General features: G+C 73.2%; 21 protein-coding genes. 17 read left to right on the forward strand and 4 right to left on the reverse strand.

Annotated features, from left to right (window positions below; genetic code table 11):
• Window positions 1–35: 35 nt before the first annotated feature.
• From alr to ACWCPN_RS20715, 4 genes are all read left to right on the forward strand, one after another.
• The gene (alr, locus tag ACWCPN_RS20700) at window positions 36–1,202 is read left to right on the forward strand and encodes an alanine racemase (protein WP_199211619.1); all 1,167 of its coding nucleotides are present in this window, start codon (window positions 36–38) and stop codon (window positions 1,200–1,202) included.
• Window positions 1,203–1,343: 141 nt separating this feature from the next.
• On the forward strand, window positions 1,344–2,612 hold the full coding sequence (locus ACWCPN_RS20705; RefSeq protein WP_199211620.1) for an alpha/beta fold hydrolase: 1,269 nt from the start codon (window positions 1,344–1,346) through the stop codon (window positions 2,610–2,612).
• Complete coding sequence (gene tsaE / locus ACWCPN_RS20710; protein ID WP_199211621.1) at window positions 2,569–3,090, forward strand: tRNA (adenosine(37)-N6)-threonylcarbamoyltransferase complex ATPase subunit type 1 TsaE; 522 nt, start codon at window positions 2,569–2,571, stop codon at window positions 3,088–3,090. The genes ACWCPN_RS20705 and tsaE overlap by 44 nt, the downstream gene beginning before the upstream one ends.
• A 127-nt stretch (window positions 3,091–3,217) precedes the next feature.
• Window positions 3,218–3,394: a hypothetical protein gene (locus ACWCPN_RS20715; protein ID WP_451208084.1), complete on the forward strand. Its 177-nt coding sequence runs from the start codon at window positions 3,218–3,220 to the stop codon at window positions 3,392–3,394.
• Between the two features lie 73 nt (window positions 3,395–3,467).
• Here the strand turns inward: ACWCPN_RS20715 and ACWCPN_RS20720 are convergent, their stop codons facing one another.
• The gene (locus tag ACWCPN_RS20720) at window positions 3,468–4,025 is read right to left on the reverse strand and encodes a hypothetical protein (protein ID WP_451208087.1); all 558 of its coding nucleotides are present in this window, start codon (window positions 4,023–4,025) and stop codon (window positions 3,468–3,470) included.
• Between the two features lie 113 nt (window positions 4,026–4,138).
• On the opposite strand from ACWCPN_RS20720, the gene tsaB reads away from it, so the two are divergent.
• From tsaB to ACWCPN_RS20740, 4 genes are read left to right on the forward strand one after another with little or no spacing between them, the layout of a single operon-like run.
• A complete protein-coding gene (tsaB, locus tag ACWCPN_RS20725) occupies window positions 4,139–4,795 on the forward strand; it encodes a tRNA (adenosine(37)-N6)-threonylcarbamoyltransferase complex dimerization subunit type 1 TsaB (RefSeq protein ID WP_199211623.1) in 657 nt (218 codons plus the stop codon).
• A gap of 20 nt (window positions 4,796–4,815) precedes the next feature.
• Complete coding sequence (rimI, locus tag ACWCPN_RS20730) at window positions 4,816–5,313, forward strand: ribosomal protein S18-alanine N-acetyltransferase (protein ID WP_451208670.1); 498 nt, start codon at window positions 4,816–4,818, stop codon at window positions 5,311–5,313.
• On the forward strand, window positions 5,306–6,397 hold the full coding sequence (gene tsaD, locus ACWCPN_RS20735; protein WP_451208090.1) for a tRNA (adenosine(37)-N6)-threonylcarbamoyltransferase complex transferase subunit TsaD: 1,092 nt from the start codon (window positions 5,306–5,308) through the stop codon (window positions 6,395–6,397). The genes rimI and tsaD overlap by 8 nt, the downstream gene beginning before the upstream one ends.
• Window positions 6,394–6,660 carry a hypothetical protein gene (locus ACWCPN_RS20740; RefSeq protein WP_451208093.1) on the forward strand — a complete coding sequence of 89 codons (267 nt, stop codon included), beginning with the start codon at window positions 6,394–6,396 and terminating at the stop codon, window positions 6,658–6,660. Before tsaD ends, ACWCPN_RS20740 begins: the two co-directional genes overlap by 4 nt.
• A gap of 189 nt (window positions 6,661–6,849) precedes the next feature.
• On the opposite strand, the gene ACWCPN_RS20745 is transcribed toward ACWCPN_RS20740, so the two are convergent.
• Window positions 6,850–9,186 carry a beta-xylosidase/alpha-l-arabinosidase gene (locus tag ACWCPN_RS20745; protein WP_451208095.1) on the reverse strand — a complete coding sequence of 779 codons (2,337 nt, stop codon included), beginning with the start codon at window positions 9,184–9,186 and terminating at the stop codon, window positions 6,850–6,852.
• 187 nt (window positions 9,187–9,373) lie between these two features.
• Between ACWCPN_RS20745 and ACWCPN_RS20750 the strand changes: the two genes are divergently transcribed.
• The 4 genes from ACWCPN_RS20750 to ACWCPN_RS20765 all read left to right on the forward strand — a co-directional run bounded on the left by ACWCPN_RS20750 (window position 9,374) and on the right by ACWCPN_RS20765 (window position 13,820).
• Window positions 9,374–10,405, forward strand: coding sequence for a LacI family DNA-binding transcriptional regulator (locus tag ACWCPN_RS20750; RefSeq protein ID WP_451208097.1), 1,032 nt, complete (start codon window positions 9,374–9,376; stop codon window positions 10,403–10,405).
• Between the two features lie 103 nt (window positions 10,406–10,508).
• Window positions 10,509–11,870: an endo-1,4-beta-xylanase gene (locus ACWCPN_RS20755; protein ID WP_451208099.1), complete on the forward strand. Its 1,362-nt coding sequence runs from the start codon at window positions 10,509–10,511 to the stop codon at window positions 11,868–11,870.
• A gap of 294 nt (window positions 11,871–12,164) precedes the next feature.
• Window positions 12,165–12,521 (forward strand): YciI family protein, encoded by a 357-nt coding sequence (locus ACWCPN_RS20760; RefSeq protein WP_199211628.1) that lies wholly within the window; start codon window positions 12,165–12,167, stop codon window positions 12,519–12,521.
• Between the two features lie 45 nt (window positions 12,522–12,566).
• Window positions 12,567–13,820: an RNA polymerase sigma factor gene (locus tag ACWCPN_RS20765; protein ID WP_451208102.1), complete on the forward strand. Its 1,254-nt coding sequence runs from the start codon at window positions 12,567–12,569 to the stop codon at window positions 13,818–13,820.
• Window positions 13,821–13,836: 16 nt separating this feature from the next.
• On the opposite strand, the gene ACWCPN_RS20770 is transcribed toward ACWCPN_RS20765, so the two are convergent.
• On the reverse strand, window positions 13,837–15,018 hold the full coding sequence (locus tag ACWCPN_RS20770) for a class I SAM-dependent methyltransferase (RefSeq protein ID WP_451208105.1): 1,182 nt from the start codon (window positions 15,016–15,018) through the stop codon (window positions 13,837–13,839).
• A 90-nt stretch (window positions 15,019–15,108) separates the two neighbouring features.
• Here ACWCPN_RS20770 and ACWCPN_RS20775 point away from each other — a divergent pair, with 90 nt between their 5' ends.
• From ACWCPN_RS20775 to groL, 4 genes are all read left to right on the forward strand, one after another.
• Window positions 15,109–16,056, forward strand: a complete 948-nt coding sequence (locus ACWCPN_RS20775; protein WP_451208107.1) for a polysaccharide deacetylase family protein — start codon at window positions 15,109–15,111, stop codon at window positions 16,054–16,056.
• Entirely contained in the window at window positions 16,053–16,901 is an 849-nt protein-coding gene (locus tag ACWCPN_RS20780; protein ID WP_451208110.1) for a polysaccharide deacetylase family protein, read from the forward strand. Before ACWCPN_RS20775 ends, ACWCPN_RS20780 begins: the two co-directional genes overlap by 4 nt.
• Before the next feature lie 231 nt (window positions 16,902–17,132).
• The gene (groES, locus tag ACWCPN_RS20785; protein ID WP_020132158.1) at window positions 17,133–17,441 is read left to right on the forward strand and encodes a co-chaperone GroES; all 309 of its coding nucleotides are present in this window, start codon (window positions 17,133–17,135) and stop codon (window positions 17,439–17,441) included.
• 123 nt (window positions 17,442–17,564) lie between these two features.
• Window positions 17,565–19,190: a chaperonin GroEL gene (gene groL / locus ACWCPN_RS20790; RefSeq protein ID WP_451208113.1), complete on the forward strand. Its 1,626-nt coding sequence runs from the start codon at window positions 17,565–17,567 to the stop codon at window positions 19,188–19,190.
• Between the two features lie 109 nt (window positions 19,191–19,299).
• Here the strand turns inward: groL and ACWCPN_RS20795 are convergent, their stop codons facing one another.
• A complete protein-coding gene (locus ACWCPN_RS20795) occupies window positions 19,300–19,779 on the reverse strand; it encodes a carboxymuconolactone decarboxylase family protein (RefSeq protein ID WP_451208116.1) in 480 nt (159 codons plus the stop codon).
• A 191-nt stretch (window positions 19,780–19,970) separates the two neighbouring features.
• Here ACWCPN_RS20795 and ACWCPN_RS20800 point away from each other — a divergent pair, with 191 nt between their 5' ends.
• Window positions 19,971–20,888: an RNA polymerase sigma-70 factor gene (locus tag ACWCPN_RS20800; RefSeq protein ID WP_451208119.1), complete on the forward strand. Its 918-nt coding sequence runs from the start codon at window positions 19,971–19,973 to the stop codon at window positions 20,886–20,888.
• Window positions 20,889–20,920 lie beyond the last annotated feature (32 nt).

Consider the following 20,920-nt stretch of genomic DNA (forward strand, 5'->3'; position numbering starts at 1 on the left):
GGGCCGCCGCGGTCCTCTGAGAGACTGGGGGCGCCATGAGTGAGACTGTTGCTGAGACGACCGCGCCTCTGCGGGCCCGGGCCGAGATCGATCTGGCCGCCCTGCGTGCCAATGTGCGGGCCCTGCGGGCCCGGGCGAAGGGCGCGGCCCTGATGGCCGTCGTCAAGTCCGACGCGTACGGCCACGGGGCGCTGCCGTGTGCCCGCGCGGCCGTCGAGGCGGGCGCGACCTGGCTCGGCACGGCCACGCCCGAGGAGGCGCTCGCGCTGCGCGCCGCCGGTCTCCGGGCCCGTGTCCTGTGCTGGCTCTGGGTGCCCGGCGGGCCCTGGCGGCAGGCCGTCGAGGCGGACATCGACGTCTCCCTCAGCGGGACGTGGGCGCTGCGCGAGGTCACCGAGGCCGCCCGGCAGGCGGGCCGGCCGGCGCGTGTGCAGCTCAAGGCCGACACCGGGCTCGGGCGCAACGGCTGCCAGCCCGCCGACTGGCCCGAACTGGTCGAGGGGGCCCTGCGGGCCGAACGCGAGGGCCTGCTCCGGGTCACCGGTCTGTGGTCGCACTTCGCCTGCGCCGACGAGCCCGGCCATCCGTCCATCGCCGCCCAGCTCTCCCGGTTCCGGGAGATGGTGGCGTACGCCGAGGACCGGGGCGTGCGCCCCGAGGTGCGGCACATCGCCAACTCCCCGGCGACGCTGACCCTTCCGGAGACCCACTTCGACCTCGTCCGGCCGGGCATCGCCATGTACGGCATCTCGCCCAGCCCGGAGATCGGCACCCCGGCGGACTTCGGCCTGCGTCCGGTGATGACGCTGAGCGCGTCGCTGGCGCTGGTCAAGCACGTCCCCGCCGGACACGGCGTCAGCTACGGCCACCACTACGTCACCCCGGGCGCGACCACCCTCGGCCTGGTCCCCGTGGGCTACGCGGACGGCATCCCCCGGCACGCCTCCGGCACCGGCCCGGTGCTGGTGGACGGCAAGTGGCGGACCGTCGCGGGGCGGGTGGCCATGGACCAGTTCGTGGTGGACCTGGGCGGGGACGAGCCCGAGGCCGGTGCGGAGGCGGTGCTGTTCGGTCCCGGGGACCGCGGTGAGCCCACCGCCGAGGACTGGGCGCAGGCCTGCGGCACGATCGCGTACGAGATCGTCACCCGGATCGGAACGCGTGTCCCCCGCGTCCATGTGAACGGGCCCCAGGAGGGGTAACCCCTTCAGGGGGGCGGTCACCCATGCCCGGTTACTCCTGCCCCCACTGGTAACACGGACAACACCGGCACCACCCGTACCATCCCGGCATCACCCGTTTCACCCACCCAGCGAACTGCAGTACGGCGAAGAGGAGCGGAAGTGAGCGAGAGCAGTGCGGAGGCCCTGGTGGAAGCCGTCGCCTCGGCGGCCGCCGCCTCCGCCGCGGGGGCGGCCGGCAACTGGCGCAGGACGACCGGCATCGCCGGTGCCGCGATAGGCGTCCTGGCCGCGGGCGCGGCCGCCGGGGTGGCCGTCGAGCGGATGACCGTGGGCCGCGGGATGCGCCGCCGGGCCCGGCTGGTGCTCGACTCGGCCGGCCCCTACGGCACCCTGCGCGGCACCCCCGGCAAGGCGTACGCCGACGACGGCACCGAGCTGTACTACGAGGTCGACGACGTGGATCCCGACCCGGGTCCGGCCGTCTCCCCGCGCCGCCGCAGGCTCTTCGGCCGCAAGGCGCCCGCCCCCGTCACCGTCGTCTTCTGCCACGGCTACTGCCTCAGCCAGGACTCCTGGCACTTCCAGCGGGCGGCCCTGCGCGGGGTCGTGCGCACCGTGCACTGGGACCAGCGCAGCCACGGCCGGTCCGGCCGCGGGGTGGCCCAGACCCAGGACGGCGTGCCGCTCACCATCGACCAGCTCGGCCGCGACCTGAAGGCCGTCCTCGACGCGGCCGTGCCGGACGGCCCGGTCGTGCTGGTCGGGCACTCCATGGGCGGGATGACCATCATGGCGCTGGCCGCCCACTTCCCGGAGCTGATCCGCGACCGGGTCGTGGCCACCGCGCTCATCGGCACCTCCTCCGGCCGGCTCGGCGAGGTCAACTTCGGGCTGCCGGTGGCCGGCGTCAACGCGGTGCGCCGGATACTCCCGGGCGTGCTGAGGGCGCTCGGACAGCAGGCGGAACTGGTGGAGAAGGGGCGCCGGGCCACCGCCGACCTGTTCGCCGGGGTCATCAAGCGGTACTCGTTCGCGTCCCGGGACGTCGATCCCGCCGTGGAGCGGTTCGCCGAACGGATGATCGAGTCGACGCCGATCGACGTGGTCGCCGAGTTCTATCCGGCCTTCACCGAGCACGACAAGACCGAGGCGCTGCTCTGCTTCCGGGACTTCCCGGTGCTGGTGCTCGCCGGTGTGCAGGACCTGGTCACGCCCAGCGAGCACAGCGAGGCCATCGCCGACCTCCTCCCGGACGCCGAACTGGTGCTCGTGCCGGACGCCGGGCACCTGGTGATGCTGGAGCACCCGGAAGTGGTCACCGACCGCCTGGCCGACCTGCTCACCCGCGCGGGCGCCGTGCCGGCAGGGGCTACCGTAAGTGGCTATGGAACAGCCAGCAGCACCAGCAGCACCGCACGACCCCGCTGAGATCCGGCTGACCGTCACCTCTCCCGAGCAGATGCGGGAGCTGGGCCGCCGCCTGGCCAAGCTGCTGCGCCCGGGTGACCTGGTGATGCTCAGCGGCGAACTGGGCGCGGGCAAGACGACGCTGACCCGAGGGCTCGGCGAAGGGCTCGACGTGCGCGGCGCGGTCACCTCGCCGACCTTCGTGATCGCCCGGGTGCACCCCTCCCTCGGTGGCGGGCCGCCGCTCGTCCACGTGGACGCCTACCGGCTCTCCGGCGGCCTCGACGAGATGGAGGACCTCGACCTCGACGTCTCCCTGCCCGACTCGGTGATCGTCGTGGAGTGGGGCGAGGGCAAGGTCGAGGAGCTGACCGAGGACCGCCTCCAGGTCGTCATCCACCGGGCCGTCGGCGACACGACCGACGAGGTCCGGCAGGTGACGGTCACCGGCCTCGGGGAGCGGTGGGCGAGCGCGGATCTGGGCACGCTCGCGGCCTGACCGCGGCCACTTTCCGACAAGGCGTCGGTAACGTATTGCGCGGGATGTCCCGGGCGTGGTCACATGGAGTACCGCTCGCGGTTAGGCATACCTAACCGCGCCCGCCCCCGCACTTCAGGAGGCGTCCATGTCCGCTTCTCGGCCCACGGAGCCGCCGGCCGAGCCGACCGTGTTCGGCGGGGTGTCGATGCGCGAGCTGCTGGCGTCGTGCGAGGCCGCTCGCGCGGTCTCGCGGCCGCCGTGTGAGCCGGCGCCGTCCAGGCCGGAGCGCCCGGTGCGGCCGGAGCGGCGGCAGGCCGCCTAGCCGGCCGCCGGCGCGGTCGCGGGCACAAGGGCCGCCCGGGGGCGGCACGGCCGCGGCCGCCGCGGCGCCACCGTCAGCGGATCACCACGACGGGTACGCCGATCGTGGCGAATTTCCACATCGCGTCGCCGTCCTCGCGCCGCTCCCGGATACCGCCCGTCTTCACCCCGTCCCCCGCCAGGGGGTCCCCGCCCCGCACCGCCGCGCTGAAGCCGATCACCACGCCGTCCACACTGGTGAACCGCACTACGTGCTCGATGGGCAGGCCGTCCGTCCCGGTGACGGCGTTCGAGCGGGACGTGACCCAGTACCTGCCCGCGGGCGGGTCCACCGTGCCGGGGCTCACGCCGAAGCTGCGCTGCACGCGGTTGTGGTCGTCGACCAGCCAGACCCGGTCGTCGTCCACCGAGTACACGACCCGTTCACCCGTTCCGGAGCCGCCCGGCAGGGCCCCCGGGCGGAGCCGGTCGCGGGGCGCCTTCCCGGCCGCCCCGGCGGACGCCGCGTTCGGCCCGGGTCTGCCGCTCAGGTTCGGCGGAACGGTCGCCTGTGCCTGGTAGGCGAGGAATCCGACGACGCCGATGGCCGCCGCGGTGAGGCCGGCCACGATCCCCGAGCTGGTCCCTGCCACGCGCGTCCACCTCTGTTTCATGCCATATGTCGTACTTCGTACGAACCGTAGCAGTCGGTCACCGCCGCACCGGTCCGGCGATGCGAGCGGCGCGGGCGCCGTAGGCTGTTCGCGTGCTCTTGCTCGCTCTGGATACCGCCACCCCCGCCGTCACCGTCGCGCTGCACGACGGTACGGACGTCATCGCGTCGTCGAGCCAGGTGGACGCCCGCCGGCACGGAGAGCTGCTGCTGCCGGCCGTCGACCGGGTGCTAGCCGAGGCCGGGCTCAAGCTGGAGGCCGTCACCGGGATCGTCGTCGGGACCGGACCCGGCCCCTACACCGGTCTGCGGGTCGGCCTGATGACCGCCGACACCTTCGGCCTCGCGCTCGGCGTCCCGGTGCACGGCGTGTGCACCCTGGACGGCCTCGCCTACGCCGCCGACATCGAGAAGGGCCCCTTCGTCGTGGCGACCGACGCCCGGCGCAAGGAGGTCTACTGGGCGACCTACGCCGACTCCCGCACCCGCCTGACCGACCCGGCCGTCGACCGCCCCGCCGACATCGCCGAGCGGGTCGCCGGGCTGCCCGCCGTCGGCGCCGGCGCGCTGCTCTACCCGGACACGTTCCCGAGCGCCCACGAACCGGAGCACGTGTCCGCCGCCGCCCTCGCCGCTCTGGCCGCCGAGAAGCTGGCCGCCGGCGAGGAACTGCCGGCGCCGCGCCCGCTGTACCTGCGCCGCCCCGACGCGCAGGTCCCCAAGAACTACAAGGTGGTCACCCCGAAGTGACGGAGCCTCGACTGCGTGAGATGCGCTGGTGGGACATCGACCCGGTCCTGGAGCTGGAGCGGGGGCTGTTCCCCGACGACGCCTGGTCGAGGGGCATGTTCTGGTCCGAGCTGGCCCACGCCCGGGGCGCCGAGGCCAACCGGCGGTACCTGGTCGCCGAGGAGGACGGCCGGATCGTCGGTTACGCGGGCCTCGCGGCCGCCGGCGACGTGGGCGACGTCCAGACCATCGCCGTCGCCCGCTCCCACCAGGGCACCGGCCTCGGCGGCCGGCTGCTGACCGAGCTGCTGAAGGCGGCCACCGCCTTCGAGTGCGCCGAGGTCATGCTCGAGTGCCGGGTGGACAACATCGCCGCCCAGAAGCTCTACGAGCGCTTCGGCTTCGTACCCATCGGCTTCCGGCGCGGCTACTACCAGCCGGGCAACGTCGACGCCCTGGTGATGCGCCTGACCACAGCATCCGACAGCGGCCCCGCCGCGGACTCACCCCCAGTACAAGGAACCGAGATCAATGGCTGACGAACCCCTCGTCCTCGGCATCGAGACCTCCTGCGACGAGACCGGCGTCGGCATCGTCCGCGGCACCACCCTGCTGGCGGACGCCGTCGCCTCCAGCGTCGACGAGCACGCCCGCTTCGGCGGTGTCGTGCCCGAGGTGGCCTCCCGGGCGCACCTGGAGGCGATGGTCCCGACCATCGACCGCGCGCTGAAGGAGGCGGGCGTCACCGCGAAGGACCTCGACGGCATCGCGGTCACCGCGGGCCCGGGGCTCGCCGGCGCCCTGCTGGTCGGCGTCTCGGCGGCGAAGGCCTACGCCTACGCCCTGGGCAAGCCCCTGTACGGCGTCAACCACCTGGCCTCGCACATCTGCGTGGACCAGTTGGAGCACGGCCCGCTGCCCGAGCCGACCATGGCCCTGCTGGTCTCCGGCGGCCACTCCTCCCTGCTGCTGTCCGAGGACATCACCTCCGACGTCCGCCCCATGGGCGCCACCATCGACGACGCGGCCGGCGAGGCCTTCGACAAGATCGCCCGGGTGCTGAACCTGGGCTTCCCCGGCGGCCCGGTCATCGACCGCTACGCCCGTGAGGGCGACCCCGCGGCGATCGCCTTCCCGCGCGGTCTGACCGGCCCGCGCGACCCCGCGTACGACTTCTCCTTCTCCGGTCTGAAGACCGCGGTGGCCCGCTGGATCGAGGCCAGGCGCGCGGCCGGCGAGGAGGTCCCGGTCCGTGACGTGGCCGCGTCCTTCCAGGAGGCCGTGGTCGACGTGCTGACCCGAAAGGCCGTCCGCGCCTGCAAGGACCAGGGGGTCGACCACCTGATGATCGGCGGCGGTGTCGCGGCCAACTCCCGGCTGCGCGTCCTCGCCCAGGAGCGCTGCGAGGCGGCCGGGATCCGGCTGCGCGTCCCGCGTCCCAAGCTGTGCACGGACAACGGCGCGATGGTCGCGGCCCTCGGCGCCGAGATGGTCTCCCGCAACCGCGCCGCCTCCGACTGGGACCTGTCCGCCGACTCCTCGCTGCCGGTGACCGACCCGCACGTGCCGGGGCAGAGCCACGCCCACGCGCACGAGGCCGGCACGGAGAACCTGTACTCGTGACCGTCGCCCTGATGTGGGAGGCCCGGGCCACCGCGGGCCGGGGCCCGGAACTGCTGGCCTGGGCGCGAGCGCAGGAGCTTCCCCGCCAGCCGCTGCGCCGGGAGACCTTCCGGGCCCCGCAGGACCGGGTGCTGGTCATCACCTGGTGGGACGCGCCGTACGACGCCGAGCTCCCGGAACTGCCCGAACCGGACGGCACCTTGGTGACGAGGGCGGTCCACCGGTGGCGGTTCGAGCCGGTGGACGGGGAAGCGGAACGCTGAGGTGGCGCGAAGGCCCGTCCTCGGGCTATGATCATCACACGCGAACGGCCGGAAACCCGGTCCGGACGCAGTGCGTTGGTGGTCCAAGGAAAGACGCCCCACTTCCTGTGGGGAGATGCAGGTGCAAGGCCTGCCCGGCGCTCCATCCGACACCCCGCCACCGGTCATCCGGTGGCGGGGTGTTCGCGTTCACCCCGTCTCCGACACCTCCACCTCGCAGCGCAGTGTCCGTTCGGACCCGACCGCCCGCACCGGTCCGGTCAGCCGCAGCCGGGCGGTGTGCCGTACCTCCGCGCTGGACGGTCCGAGCCGCAGTTCCAGGGCGCCCGGCTCCACCACGCGGGCGCCCGTGCGGTCGGTGAAGCACGACAGGTCGGCGTGGAAACGGAAGGTCAGCCGGCGGGACTCGCCCGGGGCCAGCTCCAGTCGCCGGTAGCCGGTCAGCCGGACGTCCGGGCGGGTCACCGACGCCACCGGGTCGTGCAGATAGAGCTGGACGACCTCGGCGCCCGCGCGGTCACCGGTGTTGCGGACGGTCAGCGAGAGGTCGTACGAGCCGTCCGTGCCGATCTCCGTTGTGCCGTCGCCCTCGTAGCCCGCGTCGCCCCCGTCGCCGGTGAAGTCCTCCCAGGCGAACGTCGTGTACGAGCGGCCGTGGCCGAAGGGGTACAGCGGGGTCGGGTCCAGGCTGCTGACCTCGCCGGCCAGGCCCAGCGGGGGCTGGAGATAGGTCCACGGCTGGCCGCCGGGGGCGCGCGGGACGCTCACCGGGAGACGGCCCGAGGGGTTCACCCGGCCGGACAGGACGCCCGCGACGGCCGGACCGCCCTCCTCGCCCGGGAAGAAGGCCTGGACGGCCGCGCCGAGCCGGCCGTGCCAGCGGCCCAGCGCGTACGGGCGCCCGGTGAGCAGGACCAGGACTACGGGGACGCCGGTGGCGACCAGCGCGTCCAGCAACTCGCTCTGGACCCCCGGCAGCCGCAGGTCCGCCACGTCGCAGCCCTCGCCCGAGGTGCCCCGGCCGAACAGGCCCGCGCGGTCGCCGAGGACCGCCACGCACACGTCCGCCTCCGCCGCCCGGGCCACCGCCTCCGCGAAGCCCGCGGTGTCCGGGTCGCGGACCCCGCAGCCCTCGGCGAACGTCACCTTGGCGTCCGGCAGTTCGGTGCGCAGGGCGTCCAGGAGGGTCGGGATCGAGACGCCGAGCGGGACCTCGGGGTGGTGGGGGAGCACATGGGAGGGGAAGGAGTAGCAGCCGAGCATCGCCAGGGCGTCCGCCGCGCGGGGGCCCACCACCGCGATCCGGGTGTCGGGGGCCAGCGGCAGCAGCCCGTCGGGGTTGTCGAGCAGGACCACCGACTCCTCGGCCAGCCGGCCGGCCAGGGCGCGGTTGGCGGCCGAGTCCAGGTCGACCGGGCCGCCGGGCTCCGGCCGCCAGTCCTCGTCCAGCAGGCCGAGCCCGCACTTCTGCAGCAGGACCCGGCGGGCCGCGCGGTCCACCAGCGACTCCGGGACACGGCCCGTCCGCACGGCGGTGACGAGCGGGGCGCCGTAGCACTTCAGGGTCGGCAGTTCGACGTCGACGCCCGCCGCCAGGGCCAGGTGCGCCGCCCCGGCCTCGTCCTCCGCGACCCGGTGCTGGCTCAGCAGGAAGCCGACGCCGAAGTAGTCGGCTACCACTGTGCCGGTGAACCCCCACTCGCCGCGCAGGAGGTCGTCGAGCAGCCGGGGGTCGGCGGAGACCGGTACGCCGTCGGTCTCGGTGTAGGAGGCCATCACCGAGCGCGCTCCGCCCTCGCGCAGCGCCATCTCGAACGGCGGCAGGGTCACGTCCGCGAACTCCCGTACGCCCGCCCGTACGGGGGCGAGGTTGCGGGCGCCCACCGAGGAGGCGTACCCGGCGAAGTGCTTGAGCGTGGCGACCACCCCGGCCGACTCCAGGCCGCGCACGTAGGCCGTGCCGACCGTGCCGACCAGGTAGGGGTCCTCGCCGATCGTCTCCTCCACCCGGCCCCAGCGCGGGTCGCGGACCACGTCCAGCACGGGGGCGAGGCCCTGGTGGACGCCGACCGAGCGCAGGTCGCGGCCGATGTGCCGGCCCAGTTCGGTGACGAGCGCCGGGTCGAAGGACGCGCCCCAGGCCAGCGGTACCGGGTACGCGGTCGCGCCCCACGCCGTGAAGCCCGCCAGGCACTCCTCGTGGGCGACCGCCGGGATGCCGAAGCGGCTCGCCCCGGCGATGCGGCGCTGGGCACGGGCCAGTGCCTGCGCGCCCAGCGCCGGGTCCACCGGGGCGGTGCCGAAGGAGCGGGTCAGCTGGCCGAGGCCATGGGTGATCAGCTCGTCCCAGTCGTAGTCGGCGGTCATCTCGCGCTGCAGCGGGGCGACCCCGTCGCCGTCCGTGGCGGCGCCCACCCACACCCCGTAGAGCTGGGCGGTCTTCTCCTCCAGGGTCATCCGGGAGAGCAGGTCGTCGACGCGCGCGGCGGCGGGCAGGGCGGGGTCGCGCCAAGGAGCGGTGGTCATGAAACTCCCGTCGGAAGGGTCGGGACGTCGGGCGGTACCCCGTTCGTCGGCACACTCTCGCGCTCTCGGGCGGTCGGACTCTCGACAGCGGGCTTACGAATGTTTCGGTCAATGCGTCGAATGTTCCGGAAACCTATGGCGGGAGAACACCTTCGTCAAGAGGTGCCGCAGGGATACGATCGCGGGCATGAAGCCTTCGAAGCCCGCAGAAACGCAGACGGCGACCCTCGCCGAAATCGCCCGGGAGGCCGGGGTCTCCGCTCCGACTGTTTCGAAGGTCCTCAACGGCCGCGCCGACGTGGCCCCGGCGACCCGCACCCGTGTCGAGGAGCTGCTGCGCGCCTACGGCTACCGGCGCCGGCGCGCCGAGGCGTCCCGTTCCCCGCTGATCGACCTGGTCTTCCACGAGCTGGAGAGCGCCTGGGCGATGGAGGTCATCCGGGGCGTGGAGAACGTGGCCCGGGACGCGGGCCTGAGCGTGGTGCTGTCCGAGTCGGCCGGGCGGCTCACCCCGGGCCGCACCTGGGCCGACCAGGTCGCCGCCCGCCGCCCGCACGGCGTGGTCCTGGTGCTGTCCGGCCTCGACGAGTCCCAGCGCGCGCTGCTGACCAGCCGGTCCATCCCGTTCGTGGTGATGGACCCGGCGGGCGACCCGGGTCCGGACGTGCCCTCGATCGGCGCCACCAACTGGCAGGGCGGCCTAGCCGCCACCCGTCACCTGGTGGAGCTGGGCCACACCCGGATCGGCGCCATCAGCGGCCCCTCCCGGATGATGTGCAGCCGGGCCCGCGTCGACGGCTACCGGGCCGCGCTGGAGACGGCGGGGCTGCCGGTCGATTCCTCGCTCGTCGCGACCGGCGACTTCCACCACGACGCCGGCTACCGGCTGGGCCTGGAACTGCTGCGCCGCCCGGACCGGCCCACCGCCGTCTTCGCGGGCAACGACCTCCAGGCCCTCGGCCTGTTCGAGGCCGCGCGCGAGCTGGGGCTGCGCATCCCGGAGGACCTCAGCGTGGTCGGCTTCGACGATCTGCCGGTGGCCCGCTGGGTGGGGCCGCCGCTGACGACCGTGCGCCAGCCGCTGACCGAGATGGCCGAGGCCGCGGCCCGGCTGGTGCTGGAACTGGGCCGCGCCGAGGACGAGCGGGCGGCGACCCGGGTGGAGCTGGCGACCAGTCTGGTGGTGCGCAGCAGTACGGCGGCGCCGGCCGCCGGGTGACATGAGTGGCCGGAAGACGACGTATTGACGGGTGGGGCGTGCGCCCGCACACTCCTCCGAAGTCAGTCGGTTGTACGACCGAAACTTTCGGAGGCCCCCCGCCATGAGAACCTCCAGAACTTCCTTACGCGCCTGTCTGGCCGCCCTGGTCGCCGCCGCGGCCCTCTGCACGGCCGGTACCGGCACCGCCCGTGCCGCCGACCCGCCGCTGCGCGACCTCGCCGCGGCGAAGGGCAAGGTCATCGGCACCGCGGTCACCGGTTCCAAGCTCACCGGCGCCTACGCGGACATCACCGGGACGCAGTTCGGCTCGCTCACCCCGGGCAACGCCATGAAGTGGGGCTCGGTCGAGCCCACCCGGGGCAGCTTCAACTGGAGCGAGGCCGACCAGATCGTGGCCTTCGCCCAGGCCCACGACCAGCAGGTGCGCGGCCACACCCTGGTCTGGCACAGCCAGAACCCGAGCTGGCTGACCAACGGGAGCTGGACCCCGGCCCAGCTCGGCACCCTGCTGCGGGACCACATCGGCACCGAGGTCGGCCGCTACAAGGGCAAGGTGTCCGTCTGGGACGTGGTCAACGAGCCCTTCGACGAGGACGGCAGCTACCGCTCGACGATCTGGTACGACGGCCTCGGCTCCGGGTACATCGCCAACGCCCTGACCTGGGCGCACGCGGCCGACCCGAACGCCAAGCTGTACATCAACGACTACAACGTCGAGGGCGTGAACGCGAAGTCCACCGCCCTGTACAACCTGGTCAGGTCCCTCAAGCAGCAGGGTGTGCCGATCGACGGCGTCGGCCTCCAGGCCCATCTGATCCTCGGCCAGGTGCCGGCTTCGCTCCAGCAGAACATCCAGCGCTTCGCGGACCTCGGCGTGGACGTGGCCGTCACCGAGCTGGACGTCCGGATGTCCCTGCCCGCCGACAGCGCGAAACTGGCGCAGCAGGCGGCCGACTTCAAGTCCGTGACGGCCGCCTGCACGGCCGTGACCCGGTGCGTCGACGTCACGGTGTGGGGCTTCACCGACTCCGACTCCTGGGTGCCGAGCACCTTTCCCGGCTACGGGGCGGCGACGCCGTACGACGAGAACTACCAGCCGAAACCGGCGTATCACGCGATCGCCGAGGCGCTGGGCGGGGGAGGCGGCACGAGCGAACCGCCGCCGGGCGCTGCCTGCTCGGCCGCCTACGGCCTGACCGGCCAGTGGGACGGCGGATTCACCGGCCAGGTGAGGATCTCCTGCTCGGGTGCCTCGCTGTCCTCCTGGAAGGTGAACTGGACCTACGGAGCCGGCCAGCGGATCACGCAGGCCTGGAACGCCACCTGCACCCAGTCGGGCACGGAGGTGTCGTGCGCGAACGCCTCGTACAACGGCGCGGTGCCGGACGGCGGTTCGGTGACCTTCGGGTTCAACGCCTCCTGGAGCGGCAGCAATCCGGTGCCCACGGTGAGCCTCGGATGAGCAGTCTCCGAGAAGGCCGGATCTCAGGGCTTCCGCCGGCAGTCCTCTCACCATCCGGATCCACGTTCCTTCCGTGACCGGATCGGCACGGCGCCGTCCGACCCCGACCGGGTGGTGGCGAAGGAGCCGGCGGCGGGCGAACTGCGGGCGTCGCCGCGCTGAGCGGCGGCCCCTCCGGGCGGCCGGAAAAAAATCTTCGGGAAATGTCCGCGCGGCTGTCGATCCGGCCGTCTCCCGTTCGACGTACAGGTGAGCGGCGGGGACCGGCCCCGTCGCCCGGACCGAGGAGTCACCATGCCCCGCTACCTGTCGCTCGTGCGCATCGAGGAGAACTCCGCCCCCGCCGAGGGCCCCAGCGAGGAACTGATGCAGCGGATGGGCGAGCTGATCGAGGAGATCACCAAGGCCGGCGTCATGCTCGACACCGCCGGACTCACCCCCTCCGCCCAGGGCGCCCGGGTGCGCTGGGAGGGCGGCAGGATCTCCGTCACCGACGGGCCCTTCACCGAGTCCAAGGAGGTCGTCGGCGGCTACGCGCTCATGCAGTGCAAGGACATGGCCGAGGCGCTGGAGTGGACCAAGCGGTTCCTGAAGACCCACGAGGAGTTCTGGACCGTCACCTGCGAGGTCCGGGAGATCGCCGAGGGCTGAGCCCTCCTTGGCTCCGGAGGGCCCGGGGGTGTTGCATGGTGGGCTGTGGAAACACAGCCCACCGCGGCACACGCCATCGAGACCGTCTTCCGGCTGGAGTACCCGCGCGTCGTCGCCGGCGTCGCCCGGATCGTGCGGGACCTCGGCATCGCCGAGGAACTGGCGCAGGACGCGCTGGTCGCCGCCCTGGAGCGGTGGCCCCGCGACGGTGTGCCCGACAACCCCGGCGCCTGGCTCACGGCCACCGCCCGGCACCGCGCCGTCGACCTGGTCCGGCGCCGCGAGACCTACGCCCGCAAGCTCGCGGAGATCGGCCGGACCCTCCCGGACACGGCCCCGCCGCCCGAGCCCGCCGACCCGGACGACATCGACGACGACCTGCTGCGGCTCGTCTTCACCACCTGCCATCCGGTGCTGTCCCCCGAGGCCCGCGTCGCCCTCACCCTGCGCCTGCTGGGCGGTCTCACCACGGCGGAGATCGCCCGCGCCCATCTCGTCCCGGAGCCTACGGTCGCCCAGCGCGTCGTCCGCGCCAAACGCACCCTCGCGACGCGGAACGTCGCCTTCGAGGTGCCGTACGGGCCCGACCGCGAGGCCCGCCTCGGCTCGGTCCTCGACGTCATCTACCTGATCTTCAACGAGGGTTACGCGGCCACCGCCGGCGACGACCTGCTGCGCCCCGGGCTGTGCGAGGACGCGCTGCGGCTGGCCCGGCTGCTGTCCGGGCTGATGCCGAAGGAGCCGGAGGTGCACGGCCTCACCGCGCTGCTGGAGTTCCAGGCCTCGCGCACCGCCGCCCGCACCGCCCCCGACGGAACCCCGGTGCTGCTGGAGGACCAGGACCGGCGCCGCTGGAACCGTATGCTCATCGCCCGCGGCATCCGGGCCCTGGCCCGCGCCGAGGCCACCGCCACCGGCGCACCCGGCCCCTACGCCCTCCAGGCGGCCATCGCGGCCTGCCACGCGCACGCGTTCACCTACGCGGAGACCGACTGGCGGACCATCGCCACCCTCTACGCCCTGCTCGCCGCCCGGGCCCCGTCGCCGGTCGTCGAACTGAACCGCGCGGTGGCCGTGTCGAGGGCCGAGGGCCCGGCCGAAGCGCTCGCGCTCGTCGACGCCCTGGCCGGCGAACCCGCGCTGCGCGACTACCACTTGCTGCCCAGCGTCCGCGCCGACCTGCTGTCCCGCCTCGGCCGTACGGCGGAGGCCCGCGCGGAGTTCGAACGCGCGGCCTCGCTCACCCGCAACGCACGCGAGCGCGCCCTGCTGCTGCGCCGGGCCGCCGAGGCAGGCTGAGGGGCCGGTCGCGGTCTCAGCGCGCCGGGCGGCCGACCAGCATCGTCGGGGCTCCCGCGACCCGGGTCAGGAAGACCGTTGCGGAGTGCGGGCCCTGGGGTCTGACCTTGCGGCGCAGTTCCTCGGGCTCGACCGCCGAGCCCCGCTTCTTCACGGTCAGGATGCCGACCTCGCGCTCGCGCAGCAGGGCCTTGAGCCTCTTGACGTTGAAGGGGAGCTGGTCGGTGATCTCGTAGGCGGTGGCGTACGGAGTGTTGTGCAGCTCGTCGGAGGTGATGTAGGCGATGGTCGGGTCGATCAGCCCACCGTCCAGGTCCTCGGCCACCTCGGCGACCAGGTGGGCGCGGATGACGGCGCCGTCCGGCTCGTACAGGTACCGCCCGACCGGCCGGACCCGCGGGTCGGGGAGCATGGTGTCGGGTGTCACGTAGATGCCGGCGCCGGCGGGGAGCAGCGTCGCCCGCCGGGCCCCCGGCGTCACGTCCGGGCCGAACCACAGGATGGCCTCCTTCACGTCCCCTCCGTCCGAGACCCATTCGGCCGTCGCGTCCGCGGGGATCGCCTCGTGCGGAATGCCCGGGGCGATCTTCAGCAGGCCGCGCGGCGCCCCGAGCGCGGCGGACACCGCCCATGACAGGGGAGGGGAGTAGGCCTCCGGATCGAAGATGCGGCCGCGCTTGCCGGACCGGCGGGCCGGGTCGACGAACACGGCGTCGTATCCGGCCGTGTCCACCTCCGTCACGTCGGCCTCGCGCACCTCGATCAAGCCGGCGAGACCGAGCGCGTCGGCGTTGGCGCGGGCCGCCTCACAGGTCAGCGGGTCACGGTCGACGGCCAGCACCCGGATCCCGGCGCGGGCGAACGCGATCGCGTCGCCGCCGATCCCGCAGCACAGGTCGGCGACGGACCGCACCCCGTTCGCCCGGAGGCACTCGGCCCGGTGCGTCGCCACACTCGTCCGCGTCGACTGCTCGACGCCGTTGGGCGTGAAGAACATCCGGGCGGCGTCCCGTTCGCCGAACTTGGCCACCGCCCGTTGCCGCAGCCGTGCCTGCCCCAGCGCCGCGGACACCAGCTCGGCGGGGTGGTCCCGGCGCAGCCGGGTGGCGACGGCCAGCTCGCGCGCGGGGTCGGTGTCGCGCACCTCGTCGAGCAGGGCGCGGCCTTCGGGGGTGAGGAGGAGGGCGAGGTCGTTCACCGGGTCATTGTGGGCCAGTCGGTGGATGGTGCGCCTCCGGCGGCGGTGTCGGACCGGGTTCGGCGCCGGGGCCTGCGAGGATCCGACGCCATGCGAGAAGTAGTACAAAATGACAAAAAGCGGTCTCGTGACACACGTCCGTCCCTCCCCGGGACCGCCCTGCGCTGCGGCGTGGCCGTTCTGGTCTCGGCCGCCTTCGTCTCCGGCTGCGGTTCCCCGGGCCAGGGTTCCGGCGCCCACTCCGGGCCGGGCCACAACTCCGGCCAGGGCGGCCCCGCCCAGGCCCTGACCCCCGAGGCCCGCCGCGCCGCCGAACAGGCCCGGCTGGTCGCGGCCGCCCAGCGCTGGAAGCTGGCCCGGGTGCCGCTCGCGCCCCCGGCGCCCCCGGCCGTCAAGCCGAAGATCACCCCGCGCGACGGCTTCGAGGTGGACGGCCAGGAGGAGGAGAACCTGCCCCCGGTCTTCACCACCGTCCCCACCGGCAAGAAGGTCGTCTTCCTCACCATCGACGACGGCGCCGAGAAGGACCCGGCGTTCCTGCGCATGATGAGCGACCTGAAGATCCCCTACTCGGCCTTCCTCAGCAACTACCTGGTGAAGGACGACTACGGCTACTTCCGCCGGATGCAGGCCGAGGGCCACACCCTCAACAACCACACCCTCACCCACCCCTACCTGCCCGGCCTCTCCTACGAGCAGCAGCGGGACGAGATCTGCGGCATGCAGGACATCATGAAGAAGCAGTTCGGCAAGGCGCCCACCGTCTTCCGGCCGCCCTACGGCAACTACAACGGCGACACCCTGCGCGCCGCCAAGTCCTGCGGGATCAAGTACGCGCCGATCTGGGACGAGGAGGTCTTCGTCGACCACTGGGAGTACCGCGACTGGGACCGCAGCCTGCACCCCGGCGACATCGTGCTCACCCACTTCCGCGGCCGCGACGACTGGAACGGCACGATGGTCGACGACATGCGCAGGTTCCTCGACAAGGTCACGCGCGAGGGGTACGCCGTGGCGCGCCTGGAGGACTACCTGTGAGGCGCCGGGGGCGGCCGGCGGGCCGGCCGCGGCGCACGCGGACCGCTGCGGCGGCCGCGCTCGCCGCGGCCCTCCTGCTCACCGGCTGCGCCCAGTCCGTCGACCCCATCGAGCGACTGGGCAAGCGGGCCGCCCAGGGGGCCCGGCCGCCGAGCGCGGCCGTCGGCGCGGCGCACCGCCGCTGGGGTCTGGACGCCCCGCTCGCCGCCCCGCCGAGCCACCCGGCCCGGCCCCTCGGCGCCCGCCGGACCGACGCCTCGCCGCTCCCGGTCGTGGACCACGTCGACACCACCGACCCGGTCGTCTTCCTCACCTACGACGACGGCGCCGAGCGGGATCCGCGGTTCGCCGACATGGTCCGTGAACTCCGGCTGCCGGTCAGCCTCTTCCTCACCGACACCGTCGCGGGCCCCGGCTACGGCCGCTTCGCCCGGCTGCGCGCGGTCGGCGCCACGATCGAGAACCACACCCTCGACCACCCGGCACTGCCCGGACTGCCCTACGCCGGGCAGCGCGCCGAGATCTGCGGCCAGCGCGACAAGCTCGGCTCCCGCTTCGGTGTCCGCCCCCGCCTCCTGCGGCCGCCCCGCGGCGCCTACGACGCCACCACCCTGCGCGCCGCCGCCGACTGCGGCGTCTCCGCCGTCGTCCTGTGGCGCGCCGCCGTCGGCTCCGGCGGCATCGTCTACCGCGGGGGACCGCGGCACCTGGCCCCCGGCGACATCGTCCTCGTGGGCCCCGGCCGGGACGCCGGCCCCGGCCTGGCGGAACGCACCGCCCGCCTGCTGCGCCGGGCCCAGAGCCAGGGCCTGACAGTGGCCCGCCTGGAGGACTACCTGGCCTGAGCCGCCCACCCGGGACGCTCCCCACCGGCCCCGGCCGGGCCGACGCGCCGCACCGCCATTGGCACTCCGCTTGACCGAGTGCTAATCGCGGTCATAGTCTCGGCTCTGGCACTCGGCAGATGAGAGTGCCAACCACGCGACGGGCAGGTCCGGCACCCGCGACGACGGATCCACCTGGTCGCCACCTCAGACAGTTAACCCCGTGAGATCTCCGAAGGGGGAGGTCGGACCGTGACGACCACCAGCTCCAAGGTTGCCATCAAGCCGCTCGAGGACCGCATCGTGGTCCAGCCGCTCGACGCCGAGCAGACCACCGCCTCTGGCCTGGTCATCCCGGACACCGCGAAGGAGAAGCCCCAGGAGGGCGCCGTCCTCGCCGTGGGTCCGGGCCGCTTCGAGAACGGCGAGCGCCTGCCGCTCGACGTCAAGGTCGGCGACGTCGTCCTGTACAGCAAGTACGGCGGCACCGAGGTGAAGTACAACGGCGAGGAGTACCTCGTCCTCTCGGCTCGCGACGTCCTCGCGATCATCGAGAAGTAAGACACCTCGAGCACTTTTGATGCTTGACGCTGCGCCCCTGGCCCCCGCGACCACATAAGAAGCCGGGCGCCCGGGGCGCAGTGCCTTTTTCACCCACAGATTTCCGAGAGGGCTCCCGCTGTCATGGCGAAGATCCTGAAGTTCGACGAGGACGCCCGTCGCGCCCTCGAGCGCGGCGTCAACAAGCTTGCCGACACGGTGAAGGTGACGATCGGCCCCAAGGGCCGCAACGTCGTCATCGACAAGAAGTTCGGCGCGCCCACCATCACCAACGACGGTGTCACGATCGCCCGTGAGGTCGAGATCGAGGACCCGTACGAGAACCTCGGCGCCCAGCTGGTGAAGGAGGTGGCGACCAAGACCAACGACATCGCTGGTGACGGCACCACCACCGCCACCGTGCTGGCCCAGGCGCTGGTGCGCGAGGGTCTGCGCAACGTCGCCGCCGGTGCCTCCCCGGCGCTGCTGAAGAAGGGCATCGACGCCGCGGTCAAGGCCGTCTCCGACGACCTGCTCGCCTCGGCCCGCCCGATCGACGAGAAGTCCGACATCGCCGCCGTCGCCGCGCTGTCCGCCCAGGACCAGCAGGTCGGCGAGCTGATCGCCGAGGCCATGGACAAGGTCGGCAAGGACGGTGTCATCACCGTCGAGGAGTCCAACACCTTCGGTCTGGAGCTGGACTTCACCGAGGGCATGGCCTTCGACAAGGGCTACCTGTCGCCCTACTTCGTCACCGACCAGGAGCGTATGGAGGCCGTCCTCGACGACCCGTACATCCTGATCAACCAGGGCAAGATCAGCTCCATCCAGGACCTGCTGCCGCTGCTGGAGAAGGTCATCCAGTCGGGTGCCTCCAAGCCGCTGCTGATCATCGCCGAGGACGTCGACGGCGAGGCCCTGTCGACCCTGGTCGTCAACAAGATCCGCGGCACCTTCAACGCCGTCGCGGTGAAGGCCCCGGGCTTCGGCGACCGCCGCAAGGCCATGCTCCAGGACATCGCCACCCTCACCGGCGGCACCGTCATCTCCGAGGAGGTCGGCCTCAAGATCGACCAGGTCGGTCTGGACGTGCTCGGCTCCGCCCGCCGCGTGACCATCACCAAGGACGACACCACGATCGTCGACGGCGGCGGCAACTCCGCCGACGTCGCGGGCCGCGTCGCGCAGATCAAGGCCGAGATCGAGAACACCGACTCCGACTGGGACCGCGAGAAGCTCCAGGAGCGCCTCGCGAAGCTGGCCGGCGGCGTGTGCGTGATCAAGGTCGGCGCCGCCACCGAGGTGGAGCTGAAGGAGAAGAAGCACCGTCTGGAGGACGCCATCTCCGCGACCCGCGCCGCGGTCGAGGAGGGCATCGTCTCCGGTGGTGGCTCCGCGCTGGTCCACGCCGTCAAGATCCTCGAGGGCAACCTCGGCAAGACCGGCGACGAGGCCACCGGTGTCGCGGTCGTCCGCCGCGCCGCCGTCGAGCCGCTGCGCTGGATCGCCGAGAACGCCGGCCTGGAGGGTTACGTCATCACCTCCAAGGTCGCCGAGCTCGACAAGGGCCAGGGCTTCAACGCCGCCACCGGCGAGTACGGCGACCTGGTCAAGGCCGGCGTCATCGACCCGGTGAAGGTCACCCGCTCCGCCCTGGAGAACGCCGCCTCCATCGCCTCCCTCCTGCTCACGACCGAGACCCTGGTCGTCGAGAAGAAGGAAGAGGAGGAGCCGGCCGCGGCGGGCCACGGCCACGGCCACTCCCACTGAGGCACCTCAGCGACGAGGCCCGGCACCCTTCGGGGTGCCGGGCCTCCCGCGTCTGCGCTCCCGGCGTCCTCCGCTCCGGCGTTTCCCGCCCGCCGGAACCGCCTGCCGGTCAGCTCGACAGGCGGTCGAACATCCCCGGCTCGTACGAACCCCCCGGGTTGTGCACGATCACGTTCATCCGGGTGGCCGCGTTGATCAGGGAGACCAGGCAGACCAGTGCCCCGACCTGGTCGTCGTCGAAGTGCTTGCGCACCTCGGCCCAGGTCTCGTCGGTCACGCCCCGGTCGCCGAGCCGGGTGCCCTCCTCGGCGAGCGCCAGCGCGGCCCGCTCGGCCTCGGTGAACACGGTGGAATGACGCCAGGCGGCGACCAGGCTGAGCCGCAGCGCGGACTCACCGGCGGCCGCGGCCTCCTTGGAGTGGATGTCGACGCAGAAGCCGCAGCCGTTGAGCTGACCGACCCTCAGCTCCACCAGCTCCCGCAGGGCCTTCGGGAGCGTCGACTCGTCCAGGACCAGCGAGGTGCTGAAGAACCGCCTGGCGACCATCGCGGCGGTCGGGCTGTCGAACAGGTTGAAACGGGGTTCCATGACCTCGTCCTCACTCGTGCGGGTGCCGCCGGGCGCATCGTCCGCGGCGTCCTGACGACCACGAGACGCCGCCCGCCCGGACCGTGTGACAGCCCTCGGGTGTGACGCGGCCCACCCGCCGCGGTGTCACGATCCGGCCCGCCACGGCGTCTTGTGCGTGACACGGACGAGAGCCAACAGGGGAGCCGGCCATGACCGAGCAGAGCGCGCACACCGAGGGCACCGCCGGGCCGTCCACCGGCCCCGATCCCGCCACGGAGAGCTTCGTCGCCCACCGCAACCTGCTCTTCACCGTCGCCTACGAGATGCTCGGCTCGGCCGCCGACGCCGAGGACGTCCTCCAGGAGACCTGGCTGCGCTGGGCCGGCGTCGACCTCGGCGCGGTGCGCGACCGGCGCGCCTACCTGGTCCGCATCACCACCCGCCAGGCGCTGACCCGCCTGCGCACGCTCCGCCGCCGCAAGGAGTCCTACGTCGGCCCCTGGCTCCCCGAGCCGCTGCTGACCGCGCCCGACGTGGCCGAGGACGTGGAGCTGGCCGACAGCGTCTCCATGGCGATGCTGCTGGTACTGGAGACCCTGGCACCGACCGAGCGCGCGGTGTTCGTCCTGCGCGAGGTGTTCGACCTGGGGTACGACGAGATCGCGGAGGCCGTCGACAAGACCCCGGCCGCCGTCCGCCAGATCGCCCACCGGGCGCGGGCCCACGTGGCGGCCCGCCGCCCCCGCGAGACCGTCTCCCCGGACCGGGCCCGCGACGCGCTCGCCGCGTTCCGGCGGGCCGTCGAGACGGGGGACCCACGCGGCCTGCTCGACCTGATCGCACCGGACGTCGTCCTGCTGACCGACGGCGGCGGGATCGTCCGCGCCGCGCTGCGGCCCGTGGTGGGCGCCGCCGAGGTCATCCAGGTCCTGGGGAGGATCGGCACCTCGGTCTCCGTCCGGCCGGCCCAGATCAACGGCCACCCGGCCCTGCTCCTCCACCGCGGAGGCGAACTCGACACCGTCATCGCCCTCCGCCTCGACGCCGGCCTCGTCACGGGCCTCTACGCGGTCCGCAACCCGGAGAAGCTGTCCCGCATCGGCCGGGAGACGGCGATGAGCCGGTGAGCGAGGCCGGGACGGGGGGCCTGGAGGCACCC

This window comes from Streptomyces sp. NPDC002386 (assembly GCF_053593175.1).

Excerpts from the sequence above, each read along its gene's own strand:
- alr (WP_199211619.1), top strand. The coding sequence starts at position 36 with ATGAGTGAGACTGTTGCTGAGACGACCGCGCCTCTGCGGGCCCGGGCC.
- tsaE (WP_199211621.1), top strand. The coding sequence starts at position 2,569 with ATGGAACAGCCAGCAGCACCAGCAGCACCGCACGACCCCGCTGAGATC.
- ACWCPN_RS20715 (WP_451208084.1), top strand. The coding sequence starts at position 3,218 with ATGTCCGCTTCTCGGCCCACGGAGCCGCCGGCCGAGCCGACCGTGTTC.
- rimI (WP_451208670.1), top strand. The coding sequence starts at position 4,816 with ATGCGCTGGTGGGACATCGACCCGGTCCTGGAGCTGGAGCGGGGGCTG.
- tsaD (WP_451208090.1), top strand. The coding sequence starts at position 5,306 with ATGGCTGACGAACCCCTCGTCCTCGGCATCGAGACCTCCTGCGACGAG.
- ACWCPN_RS20745 (WP_451208095.1), bottom strand. The coding sequence starts at position 9,186 with ATGACCACCGCTCCTTGGCGCGACCCCGCCCTGCCCGCCGCCGCGCGC.
- ACWCPN_RS20750 (WP_451208097.1), top strand. The coding sequence starts at position 9,374 with ATGAAGCCTTCGAAGCCCGCAGAAACGCAGACGGCGACCCTCGCCGAA.
- ACWCPN_RS20755 (WP_451208099.1), top strand. The coding sequence starts at position 10,509 with ATGAGAACCTCCAGAACTTCCTTACGCGCCTGTCTGGCCGCCCTGGTC.
- ACWCPN_RS20760 (WP_199211628.1), top strand. The coding sequence starts at position 12,165 with ATGCCCCGCTACCTGTCGCTCGTGCGCATCGAGGAGAACTCCGCCCCC.
- ACWCPN_RS20775 (WP_451208107.1), top strand. The coding sequence starts at position 15,109 with ATGCGAGAAGTAGTACAAAATGACAAAAAGCGGTCTCGTGACACACGT.
- groL (WP_451208113.1), top strand. The coding sequence starts at position 17,565 with ATGGCGAAGATCCTGAAGTTCGACGAGGACGCCCGTCGCGCCCTCGAG.
- ACWCPN_RS20795 (WP_451208116.1), bottom strand. The coding sequence starts at position 19,779 with ATGGAACCCCGTTTCAACCTGTTCGACAGCCCGACCGCCGCGATGGTC.
- ACWCPN_RS20800 (WP_451208119.1), top strand. The coding sequence starts at position 19,971 with ATGACCGAGCAGAGCGCGCACACCGAGGGCACCGCCGGGCCGTCCACC.